Here is a 10,679-nt window from a genome sequence, read left to right as displayed (position 1 = left end):
GCTACGCGCCGATCTTGTGCTCGCCGCGCCTGGCGCGCAGATAGGCGAGCCGCTCCTCGAGCAGCTCCTCCAGCTCCGCGCGGGTCCGGCGCTCGAGCAGCATGTCCCAGTGGGTGCGCGGAGCCTTCTGCTCGCCCTTGTCCACGACGACCGGCTTCGAGTCCACCATCAGAGTGGACTCGTGACCGCAGGAGCGGCACTCCCAGGTCTCCGGCGCTTCCGCATCGGCCGAGAACACCATGTCGGTGTCGTGGCCGCAGTTCGCGCAGTGGTACTCGTACGTCGATCGCGGGGAGAAGACGACGCCTTCTTCGCTCTGCAGGCTCTGGGATCCGAGCCGCATTCCTCGCAAGCTTCGATCTGCCATTGTGTGGTCTCCTCTCGCTGTGCTTCCCCAGTGTCAACGTCGTACCTGGAGGTGGTCTTCCCGTCCCTGCCATTGCCAGAGAATCCTCAGGTCGGAGGCGTATTCCGCGGTTCCTGAGGGCGTGGCCGACGGGCGCTGAGGACGGCGTCGACGGCCGCTCGGGCGAGGTCGGTGCGGTCGGTCACGAGCCCGTCGATCCCGAGCGCGAGGAGCTGCTCCATCCGCTCCGGATCGTCGATGGTCCAGAGGTGGATCTCGCAGCCGGTCACCCGCAGCCGGGCGAGGATCCGCGGCTCGGCGACGCGGAGGCCGAGCGCGCGCTCGGGCACCTGGAGCGCGTCGATGCCGCGGAGAGCGAGACGCACGGGGAGGGCGGCGCCGAGGTGGGCGGCGACCAGGGCGACGACGAAGCGGACCGCCGACGCCGAGGTCGCGGCGCCGGGAAGACGGCGGAGGGCCGCTGCTCGACGGATCTCGGAGAACGAGGTGATCAGGACGCGCTCCGCGGCGGCGGCGCCGGACACCGCCGCGACGACCGGGTCGATCGCGTCCCGCGACTTCACGTCGACATTGAAGCGCGCGCGGGGGAGTGCGGCGAGGGCCTGCTCGAGAGAGGCGAGCCGGGCGCCGCCCGCCAGTCGGAGGTCGGCGAGCTCCTCCCACCGGGTGGCGGCGACGACGTGGCGGCGGCCGGAGCGGTCGACCACCTCGGCGTCGTGGACGAGCACGGCGACCCCGTCGAGGGAGGCGCGCGCGTCCGTCTCGAGGAGGTCCGCACCCGCGGCGAGGGCGCGTTCGAAGGCGGCGAGCGTGTTGCCCTCGGCCTGCGGGCCGAACCCGCGATGCGCGATCACCCGGGGGGTCGGCCCGCTCAGGGCGAGGGGTCGCTCAGGGGTGCGCATCGCGGACCGGGTCCGCGGCTAGACGGCCGGCGGCGGGGGAGTGGGCGCCGAGCCGGGGGCTCCGTCGGTCGTCGCGGGCGCCACGGGGGCGGACGTGTCGGATCCGGGCTCGACAGGAGTGGAGCCGACGGACCCGGATGCGGCAGGCGCGGACGCCGCAGGCGCCGACGGGGGTGCCGCATCCTGCGGGCGGACCGCCGGGGCGGACTGGCCGCGCTGGCCGAGCGCGCCTCCGATGCCCTTCAGCGCCTCGGTGAGCTCGCTCGGGATGACCCAGAGCTTGTTCGCGCTGCCCTCGGCGATCTTGGGGAGTGTCTGGAGGTACTGGTACGCGAGGAGCTCGCTGTCGGGGCGGCCCTCGTGGATGGCGTGGAAGACGGTGGTGATCGCCTTGGCCTCACCCTCGGCCCGCAGGACCGCCGCCTTCGCCTGGCCCTCCGCAGCGAGGATCGCGGCCTGGCGCTGACCCTCGGCGTTCAGGATCTGGGACTGCTTGGTGCCCTCGGCGGTGAGGATCACGGCTCGACGGTCGCGCTCGGCGCGCATCTGCTTCTCCATCGAGTCCTGGATGGAGAGGGGCGGGTCGATGGCCTTGAGCTCCACGCGTCCGACGCGGATGCCCCACTTGCCGGTGGCCTCGTCGAGGACGATGCGCAGCTGCCCGTTGATGTTGTCGCGGGAGGTCAGCGCCTCCTCGAGGTTCAGGCCGCCGACGACGTTGCGGAGCGTGGTGGTGGTCAGCTGCTCGACCGCGCCGAGGTAGTTGGCGATCTCGTAGGTCGCCGCGCGGGCGTCCGTCACCTGGAAGTAGACGACCGTGTCGATCGAGACGACGAGGTTGTCCTCCGTGATCACGGGTTGGGGCGGGAACGAGACGACCTGCTCGCGCAGATCGATCAGCGGGCGGACCCGGTCGATGAACGGCACGACGAGATTGAGGCCCGGCAGCAGGGTCTTGTGGTACTTGCCGAGGCGCTCCACGACCCCGGCGGTGGCCTGGGGGATGATGCGGACCGCTCGGAAGAGGACGACCAGGGCGAAGAGGACGACGGCGGCGACGACGACGATCGTCACGACGGAGGACGGTGTCACGGTGTGCTCCTTTCGGCGGGGACGACGACCGCGGTCGCGCCCTCGATGGCGGTGACGACGACTCTCTCGCCGACTCCGAGTGTGCGGTCCTCGACGAGCGGGGACAGGCGGACGGTCCAGGTCTCGCCGTTGGCGAGCTTGACCTGGCCGGCTCCGGGGCCGGCGAGGACGACGCTGCCGGAGAGCCCGAGGAGAGCGTCCGCTCCGCTGGGGGTGGGATCGCCGCCCCGTTTCAGCAGCCGCAGCAGCGACGGCCGGACGGTGAACAGCAGGAGGGCGGCGAGGACGGCCGCGACGGGGACCTGGACCCAGAAGGGAGCCCCGACCAGCCCGGTCAGCAGTCCGCCGATGCTGCCGACGGCGAGCATCAGGAACGTGAACTCGAGAGTGATCATCTCGACGATCACGAAGATGAGGATCAGCGCGAGCCAGAGGATCCACGCGTACTGGGTGACAGCGTCCATGCTGTGTGCTCCTTCCCCTCGACGAGCATTCCCAGGCTATCAACGCCCCCCGGACGAGGGCTGGGAGAGGGGGTGCGCCGACGGTCTCGAGGCCCTTGGTAGACTCCTCCGTCGGGCCGTGGCCCGTCATCGTGCCCGATCCGGTCTCCGAGCCGGCGTTCTGGAGGAATACCCGTGTCCAATCCCCTCGCCCCCGGCTCCTTCGACGGCAAGCGCGCTCTCGTCACCGGGTCGTCCCGCGGCATCGGCGCCGACACGGTCCGCTACCTGGCCGAGGCCGGAGCCCGCGTCGTCGTCAACTACCGCTCGAAGGCGCCGCGCGCCGACAAGCTCGTCGCGCAGATCGTCGAGGCCGGCGGCACCGCCATCGCCGTCGGCGCCGATCTCACCGACGCCGACTCGCGCGCCGAGCTCTTCTCGCGCATCGAGAAGGAGTACGGAGGTCTGGACGTGCTCGTCCTGAACGCCTCCGGCGGCATGGAGAGCAACATGGGGGAGGACTACGCGATGGTCCTCAACCGCGACTCGCAGGTCTCCGTGCTCGACGCGGCGCTGCCGCTGCTCTCCGAGGGCTCCCGTGTCGTGTTCGTCACGAGCCACCAGGCGCACTTCATCCGGACCACGCCCACGATGCCCGAGTACGAGCCCGTCGCGCTCTCCAAGCGCGCCGGCGAGGACGCCCTGCGCGAGCGGATCGGTGAGCTCGCCGAGCGCGGGATCGAGTTCGTCGTCGTCTCGGGCGACATGATCGAGGGCACCATCACCGCGACCCTGCTGGAGCGCGCGAACCCGGGCGCGATCAGCTCGCGTCGCGAGTCGGCCGGCAAGCTCTACAACGTGCAGGAGTTCGCGGCCGAGGTCGCTCTGGCGGCCGTCGAGCCGATCCCCGCGGACAACACCCGCCTCGTCGGTGACATCTCCGACTTCGCCTGATCCTCACCAGAGACTGACGCCGGCGCACGGTTCTGCGAGCCTCGACGGATGACTCCGATGGACGGCAGCGGACCGGCATAGGGGGAGTCCGACGCCGTTGTGGGCGCAGTCCGTCCGCCGGCGGACGCCGGGCGGCGTGAGCATCCTTCTCGATGCCGTCGCGGTGATGGTGAACCGGCGGGAGCGCTCGCAGGAACGCCGACGCGCGTTGCGGCGGGCGCCCGGGAGGATCGAGGCGACGGCCGCGTCCGCGGCACGATGACCGTCGATCCGCGGCTACGGCTGGTCACGCACTTCGACACTCCGACCGAAACGTGGTGGTACGAGGACGTCGAGCCGTGGGTGGAGCATTCGCCTGTCCGCTGATGACGTGCCGGACCGTCGGGCGGCCTCGGTCCCGGTCCGTCCGGTCCGTCCACCGTTATCCGATAATGCGCATTATGTCAGTTCGACCGAAGCCCCGGTCGGCAGGATGGCGATCGGCTCCCCTCAACGCTCCTGAGACAGGACGTCATCGATCGCCGCCGCGCTCCGATGGCAGACCGGGCGCTTCGACGGTGAGGCCTCGGATCACCGCGGCGACGACCATGCGCTGCGTGAGTTCGGCGCTGGTGTCCACGGGCCACTGGCTCACCGACCCGACGTGCGCCGCGACGACCGCCTTCGCCAGGACGGCGGACTCGACGGCGGGGACGCGGCCGTGCACGGCGGCGAGGGCGGCGAAGCGCTCGCCCAGCTCGCGCGAGACGCGGTCGTCGTCGATCATCATCCGCTCGGCGAACTCCGGGTCCGCGGCAGCGCGTGCCAGGAGCACCGACCGCAGGGAGAACCACTCGCGGCTGGACGGGAGCGCGTCGAGGAGGGAGCGTACGGCGCCGTCGAGGGTCGCCGCGCGGTGCTCCTCCTGCAGCTGGACGTCGAGGGCCTCCTGCAGGCTCCCCCACACTCTCGCGGCCTGCTCCTCGTGGAGTGCGAGGAAGAGCTGGTCGACGCCGGTGAAGTTCGAGTAGAACGCGCCGCGGGTGAAGCCCGCCTGCGCGCAGATGTCCTCGACGCGCTGGCCGATGGTGCCCGTGCTCTCGAAGAGCTCGGCGGCCGCGGCGAGGAGACGTCGTCGCGTCTCGCTCCTCCGCCGGACCGGAGCCTGCTCGCCTGTGACCACGCCCCCAGCCTATTCGGATCCTTGCGCTGAATGGGCCTTTTCAGTACGTTTCGTTTCCAATGCATACCGTATCGAAAACTGGATTGCCCGAACCTCGACGGCGACGGTCCCGGTGGCTGCCGACCGCGACCGTCGTGCTCATCGGGGCGGTCCTCGCCTGGCTGAACCGGGTGGAGTGGTGGGGGTGGCTCGTCGTCGCGGCGGCCGCGGTCCTGATCGCGGCCGTCTCGAGGAGCTGGCGGCACCGGCACTGGATGCTGCGTACGGCGGCCTGGGTCGCGTCCGCAGGGCTCGTCGGAGCCGTCGCCCTCGCCGCGGGTCCTCTCCCGGCGACGCGGACGCTCGCCGGTCCGCACACCGCCCCGGTCACGACCCGGCAGGGCGACGTCGTCGGTGTGCACGACGCCGCGGCCGGGGTCGACGCCTTCGCGGGGATCCCCTACGCCGCTCCCCCGGTCGGCCCGCTGCGTTGGGAGGCGCCCCGCCCGGCCCCGCAGCGGTCGGCGACCCTCGTGGCCGACGACTTCGGCCCCTCCGCCGTTCAGCCGGAGCCGACGTTCCTCTCCCGAGCGGCGACCCGCGTGCTCGACCTGCCGCTGGAGGAGACGCTCCTCGGCGGGTACGCGACGGACGAGGACAGCCTCCGCCTGAACATCTGGACGCCGGCCGGCGGGGCGGGCGACTCCAGCCCGGTCCTCGTCTACCTCCACGGCGGCGCGTTCGTCTCGGGGTCCGGCGCCCTCCCCGCCTACGACGGCGCGGCGCTCGCCTCCCGGGGCGCCGTGGTCGTCACCGTCGCCTACCGTCTGGGCGTCCTCGGATTCCTCGCCGGTGATGTGCTCGGCGGCGGCACCCCGGGGAACCAGGGACTGCTCGACCAGGTCGCCGCTCTGCAGTGGGTGCAGGACAACATCGCCGCTTTCGGCGGGGACCCAGGGCGGGTGACGGTCGCCGGCCAGTCCGCCGGCTCCGGCAGCGCCTGCATCCTCGGGGCCTCGCCGCTCGCCGCCGGCCTCCTCCACGGGATCATCGGGGAGAGCGGAGGATGCCTGGGGTCGGCGGGAGACCGCGAGGACGGCGACCTCTACGACGACGCCGCCACCGCTCGGGAGGCGGCTGCGCGCCTGAGCGAGGCCCTCGGCGGGGCGAGCCTCGCCGAGATGAGATCCCTGCCGGCCGAGCGCATCGTCGCGGCCGCCGCGGGCCTCTCGCAGCACTGGTGGCCCTCGATCGACAGCGTCGTCCTCCCCGACACGCCGCTCGCCGTCTACGAGGCCGGTCGGCAGAACGACGTCCCCCTCCTGCTCGGCAGCAACTCCGACGAGACCTCACTCGATCTGCTGGGAGGCGTCGACTCGGATCCGGACGCCTATGAGCAGGAGGTGCGCCGGGAGCACGGAGACGACGCGGACCGCTTCCTCGCGCTGTACCCGGGTGCCGTCGAGGACCAGGTCGTCGACTCCCGGCTGCGCGCCGGCAGCGACCGGACGATGACCGCCCCGATGCGGCTCTGGGCGCTGACGGCCGCCCGGACCGGGCGGGCGGGCGTCCACGCCTACATCTTCACGCGCACTCCCCCGGAGAGCGGACTCGAGCGGTTCGGCGCGTACCACGGCGCCGAGGTGATGTACGCGTACGGGAACCTCGGGGCGGACGGCGACGCCGACTACACGGACGTCGACCGCCGGCTCGAGCAGGAGATGACCGCGCGCTGGCTCGCGTTCGTCTCCCACGGCGATCCGGACGCCGCCGGCCGCGAGCGGTGGCCGGCCGTCCAGGAGGATCCGGACAGCGTGCTCGAGTTCGGCGACGTCGTCCGGGTCGCCGGGCGCCCGTCCCCCGACGCGGTCGACTTCTGGCTCGCGGGGACGGGCTGACGCGGGGGCGCTCCTCGCGGCGGAATCCTCCGGTCAGCGGGGAGCCTCCGCTCAGAGCTGCCCGACGAGGTGCGCCTGCCGGCCGTCGCGCGCGAAGACCGGGATGACGGCCAGCGGCGCGTCGGCGACGATCCACTGCCCGCCCTCGCGCTCGGCGCCCGTCGAGAGCTCCGTCCAGCGCGCCCCGGCGGGCAGGTAGACCCGTCGGGAGACGGCTCCGGCGTGCGTGACCGGAGCCACCAGCAGGTCCGAGCCGAAGAGGTACTGGTCGGCCAGATCCCAGGCCTCCGGGTCCCCCGGGAACTCGTGGAACACCGCGCGCAGCACCGGCTGGCCCAGCTCGTGCGCCTCCCGCATCGCCTCCCGCGTGTACGGGCGCAGGGTCTCGCGCAGATGCAGCAGGCGGGTGAGGATCGGCGTGGCCTCCTCGCCGAAGCTCCACACCTCGTTCGCGGCTCCGGTCGCGGCGCGGCGGCTCCCGTCGGCGGCCGTGACCGGGGCCGACGGCGCGCGGTCGCCGTGGAGGCGCATCACCGGGCTGAACGCGCCGAACTGGAACCAGCGCACGAGGAGCTCACGGAACTCCGGATCCGACGGGTCTCCCCCGGCGAATCCTCCGATGTCGGTCGTGAACCACGGGATCCCCGCGACGCCCATGTGGATGCCGGCCGTGATCTGGTGGCGCAGGTCCGCGAAGGTCGAGTGGATGTCGCCCGACCACACGAGCGCACCGTAGCGCTGGCTGCCCGCCCACGCGGTGCGGACGAGGTTGACGATCGCGGTCTCCCCGCCCTCGCTCTGCCCCTCGAAGAATCCGCGGGAGAACGCCTGCGGGTAGAGGTTGCCGACCTGGACGGCGGGGCCGGCGGCGTAGCGGTAGTTGTCGAAGTCGTAGACGCCGTACTCGGGCTCGGCCTCGTCGAGCCAGAAGAGCCGGATCCCGTGCTCGCCGTAGTTGCGCCGGCACGCCTCCCAGACGAACCTCCGGGCGGCGGGGCTCGTCGCGTCGTAGAACGCGCTCGGACCCTCGAACTGCATGTGCAGGTCCAGGCCCCGCTCGGCCTTGACGAGGAGGTTCCCCTTCTTCATCGCGATGTAGTTCTCGGACTCGACCGACACCTGCGGCCAGACCGAGACCATCAGCTCGATCCCGAGCTCGCGCAGCTCGGCGACCATGGCGGACGGATCCGGCCAGAACTCCTCCTCGAAGCGGAAGTCGCCCATGTGCGGCCAGTGGAAGAAGTCGGCCACGATCACGTCCATCGGCAGGCCGCGGCGCCGGTGCTCGCGGGCGACCTCGAGCAGCTGCTCCTGGTTCCAGTAGCGCAGCTTGCACTGCCAGAAGCCGAGGCCGTGCTCGGGCATCATCGGGACGTGCCCGGTCGCGTCGGCGTAGGCCCGGGTGATGTCGGCCGGGGTCTCCCCCGCGGTCACCCAGTAGTCGAGCTGCTGGGAGGACTCGGCGGACCACTCCGTGCGGTTGGCTGCGAAAGTCGCGCGGCCGATCGCGGGGTTGTGCCAGAGGAACCCGTAGCCGCGGCTCGACAGCACGAACGGGACGCTCGACTGGGAGTTGCGGTGCGCGAGCTCGAGCGTGCAGCCCTTCAGATCGAGGATGTCCTGCTGGTACTGCCCCATCCCGTACAGCTTCTCGTCGGGGGACGTCTCGAACAGCGCGGTCAGCCGGAAGTCGCCGCCCAGGTGCGGACGCTGCTCGCGGGCGCGCAGCTTGAGCGCTCCCCCGCTCCCGAGCTCTCGGAAGAGCAGCTCCCCCCGACGGTCGTAGAAGGAGAGGGAGCAGGAGAGCTCGTGGTAGCCGGTCTGGTACCCGTAGCCCTCCTGCTGCTCGAGGACGACGGTGATGCCGCCGGCGCGCAGCGTCGCCCGCGGTCCCTCGATCGAGACCTCCGGCGCGCGGCGCTCGGGGGCGATCAGCGCCCAGTCGGTGTCGAGGACCTCCCCGGACCGGCGGGCGCGGACCCGGACGCTGTCCCTCCCCCACGGCTCGACGACGACGGTCTCGCCGTCGCCGCGCCAGACGAGGCGGTCCCCCTCGAGCGCGAACGCGTCGGTGTCCATGTGCTCCTGCTTCCTCGAGTCGGGCACGGCGCTCAGTCCTTGACCGCGCCGGCGGTGACGCCGGCGGCGACGTAGCGCTGGGCCACGATCAGCAGCACGGCGGCCGGGATGGAGGCGATCACGGCGGTCGCCATGATCCCGTTCCAGTTGGTGGTGGTCGATCCGATGTAGCGGTAGAGGCCGAGGGTGAACGGCACGATGCTGTTGCCCGAGGTGAGCGAGTTCGCGTTGAGGAAGTCGGCCCAGGCGAACAGGAACGAGAACAGGCCCGCGGTCACGATCGAGTTCCGGCTCAGCGGGATGACGATCGAGACGAAGGAGCGCCAGTTGCTCGCACCGTCGATCCGCGCGGCCTCGATCAGCTCGTCGGGGATGCCGAGCATGAAGGCCCGGAGGATGATCACCGCGAACGGCACGGAGGCGGTCGCGTCGGCGAGGATGAGGCCCGGATAGGTGTTGAGCAGCCCCAGCGCGTTGTAGATCGCGAACAGCGCGGTGACCAGGACGATCCCGGGGATCATCTGGGCGAGGAGGAACACGAACATCACGACGCCGGTCCCCCGCACCCGGAACTTCGCCATCGCGAAAGCGGCGGGCAGGGCGATCGCCAGCGTCAGGATCACGCAGCCGATCGAGATCACGAGGCTCGTGATGAGGTTCGGCAGCTGCGTCGAGAACGCCTGCACGTACCCGTCGAGGGTCGGGTCGCCGGGGAACAGGCTCGGCGGGGTCTGGATCAGGTTCTGCGGCTTGGTCAGCGAGACGTTGACCATCCAGTAGAGCGGGAAGAGGAGGAAGCCGCAGAGCACGATCGCGATGACCACGTCGATCCCGCGGCGCAGCCCTGTGGTGTGCCGGTTCATCCGAGGTCCTCCTTGCGCTGGGCGCGGATGTAGATCACGCCGAAGACGAGGGCGACGATCACGAGGATCTGGCCGGCCGCCGCACCGACTCCGAACTGCAGGTCGGTGAAGGACTGCTCGTAGGCCCAGGTCGCGAGGGTGTGCGAGCTGTTGGCCGGGCCTCCCTTGGTGAGGATCCAGATGACGTCGAACACCTTGATCGTGTAGACGAGGCCGAGGAGGAGCGTGACGGAGGTCACCGGTCGCAGCAGCGGCCAGGTGATGCTCCAGAAGGACCGCCAGCGCGAGGCGCCGTCCAGTGCCGCGGCCTCGTAGAGGCTCTCGGGGATGCCCTGCAGGCCTCCGTGCAGCAGCACCATGTTGAACGGGATGCCCAGCCAGATGTTGGCGATGATGACCGCCCACAGCGAGACGGACGGATCGGTCAGCCAGCCGACCGGCGTGCCGATCGCGGCGTTCAGGATGCCGAACTGCTGGTCGAAGATCCAGCGCCAGGCCGTCGCCGAGACGATCAGCGGCAGGAGCCACGGCAGCAGGATGAGGGAGCGGAACGTCGCCGAGAGCGGGAACCGGCGGCTGAAGAACAGCGCCAGGGCCATGCCGATCGTGAACTGGCCCACCAGCGAGACCACGGTGAAGACCACGGTGTGCCAGGCGATGCTCGCGAAGATCGGATCGGTGACGACCGTGACGTAGTTGTCGAAGCCGACGAAGGGGGCGATCCCGGTCACGAAGGACGACGGTCCGAAGTCCTGGAGGCTGAGGACGACGCCGCGGATGATCGGGTAGACGAAGAAGACGGCGAGGAAGATCACCACGGGCGCCATGAAGGCGGCGGCGGCGAGGCGGAGGTGAGAGCGGGGTCGGCGGCGGACGGGCGGCCTGGTGGCCGCCCCGCCCGCGACCGGCGCCGTGAGCACGGCGGGGTCGGTCATGCGGC

Annotated in this window: 10 protein-coding genes; 2 read left to right on the top strand and 8 right to left on the bottom strand. The window is 71.4% G+C overall.

The window, feature by feature from the left end; genetic code table 11:
• Nucleotide 1: 1 nt before the first annotated feature.
• The 4 genes from C5B98_RS04715 to C5B98_RS04700 all read right to left on the bottom strand — a co-directional run bounded on the left by C5B98_RS04715 (nucleotide 2) and on the right by C5B98_RS04700 (nucleotide 2,825).
• Nucleotides 2–367 (bottom strand): RNA polymerase-binding protein RbpA, encoded by a 366-nt coding sequence (locus C5B98_RS04715; protein ID WP_104327392.1) that lies wholly within the window; start codon nucleotides 365–367, stop codon nucleotides 2–4.
• 86 nt (nucleotides 368–453) lie between these two features.
• Nucleotides 454–1,221, bottom strand: a complete 768-nt coding sequence (locus C5B98_RS04710; RefSeq protein WP_258063439.1) for a glycerophosphodiester phosphodiesterase family protein — start codon at nucleotides 1,219–1,221, stop codon at nucleotides 454–456.
• 66 nt (nucleotides 1,222–1,287) lie between these two features.
• Nucleotides 1,288–2,343, bottom strand: coding sequence for an SPFH domain-containing protein (locus C5B98_RS04705; RefSeq protein WP_374952912.1), 1,056 nt, complete (start codon nucleotides 2,341–2,343; stop codon nucleotides 1,288–1,290).
• A gap of 14 nt (nucleotides 2,344–2,357) precedes the next feature.
• A complete protein-coding gene (locus C5B98_RS04700) occupies nucleotides 2,358–2,825 on the bottom strand; it encodes an NfeD family protein (protein WP_104327390.1) in 468 nt (155 codons plus the stop codon).
• A 174-nt stretch (nucleotides 2,826–2,999) separates the two neighbouring features.
• Between C5B98_RS04700 and C5B98_RS04695 the strand changes: the two genes are divergently transcribed.
• On the top strand, nucleotides 3,000–3,758 hold the full coding sequence (locus tag C5B98_RS04695; RefSeq protein WP_104327389.1) for an SDR family oxidoreductase: 759 nt from the start codon (nucleotides 3,000–3,002) through the stop codon (nucleotides 3,756–3,758).
• 511 nt (nucleotides 3,759–4,269) lie between these two features.
• Here C5B98_RS04695 and C5B98_RS04690 read toward each other — a convergent pair.
• Nucleotides 4,270–4,920, bottom strand: a complete 651-nt coding sequence (locus C5B98_RS04690; protein ID WP_104222038.1) for a TetR/AcrR family transcriptional regulator — start codon at nucleotides 4,918–4,920, stop codon at nucleotides 4,270–4,272.
• Between the two features lie 83 nt (nucleotides 4,921–5,003).
• On the opposite strand from C5B98_RS04690, the gene C5B98_RS04685 reads away from it, so the two are divergent.
• On the top strand, nucleotides 5,004–6,797 hold the full coding sequence (locus tag C5B98_RS04685; RefSeq protein WP_219812897.1) for a carboxylesterase/lipase family protein: 1,794 nt from the start codon (nucleotides 5,004–5,006) through the stop codon (nucleotides 6,795–6,797).
• A 51-nt stretch (nucleotides 6,798–6,848) separates the two neighbouring features.
• On the opposite strand, the gene C5B98_RS04680 is transcribed toward C5B98_RS04685, so the two are convergent.
• The 3 genes from C5B98_RS04680 to C5B98_RS04670 are packed head-to-tail and all read right to left on the bottom strand — an operon-like array spanning nucleotide 6,849 to nucleotide 10,674.
• Nucleotides 6,849–8,876, bottom strand: coding sequence for a TIM-barrel domain-containing protein (locus C5B98_RS04680; protein WP_104222042.1), 2,028 nt, complete (start codon nucleotides 8,874–8,876; stop codon nucleotides 6,849–6,851).
• Nucleotides 8,877–8,908: 32 nt separating this feature from the next.
• A complete protein-coding gene (locus C5B98_RS04675; RefSeq protein ID WP_104222044.1) occupies nucleotides 8,909–9,739 on the bottom strand; it encodes a carbohydrate ABC transporter permease in 831 nt (276 codons plus the stop codon).
• Nucleotides 9,736–10,674, bottom strand: a complete 939-nt coding sequence (locus tag C5B98_RS04670) for a carbohydrate ABC transporter permease (protein ID WP_104222046.1) — start codon at nucleotides 10,672–10,674, stop codon at nucleotides 9,736–9,738. Before C5B98_RS04670 ends, C5B98_RS04675 begins: the two co-directional genes overlap by 4 nt.
• Nucleotides 10,675–10,679 lie beyond the last annotated feature (5 nt).

This window comes from Rathayibacter sp. AY1A5, assembly GCF_002930875.1.
Taxonomy (GTDB): domain Bacteria; phylum Actinomycetota; class Actinomycetes; order Actinomycetales; family Microbacteriaceae; genus Rathayibacter.
This window is presented reverse-complemented; position numbering and strand designations above follow the sequence as displayed.

Bases quoted from the DNA above. Each gene is read 5' to 3' on its own strand.
- C5B98_RS04700 (WP_104327390.1), bottom strand. From the start codon at position 2,825: ATGGACGCTGTCACCCAGTACGCGTGGATCCTCTGGCTCGCGCTGATC.
- C5B98_RS04675 (WP_104222044.1), bottom strand. From the start codon at position 9,739: ATGAACCGGCACACCACAGGGCTGCGCCGCGGGATCGACGTGGTCATC.
- C5B98_RS04680 (WP_104222042.1), bottom strand. From the start codon at position 8,876: ATGGACACCGACGCGTTCGCGCTCGAGGGGGACCGCCTCGTCTGGCGC.
- C5B98_RS04670 (WP_104222046.1), bottom strand. From the start codon at position 10,674: ATGACCGACCCCGCCGTGCTCACGGCGCCGGTCGCGGGCGGGGCGGCC.
- C5B98_RS04715 (WP_104327392.1), bottom strand. From the start codon at position 367: ATGGCAGATCGAAGCTTGCGAGGAATGCGGCTCGGATCCCAGAGCCTG.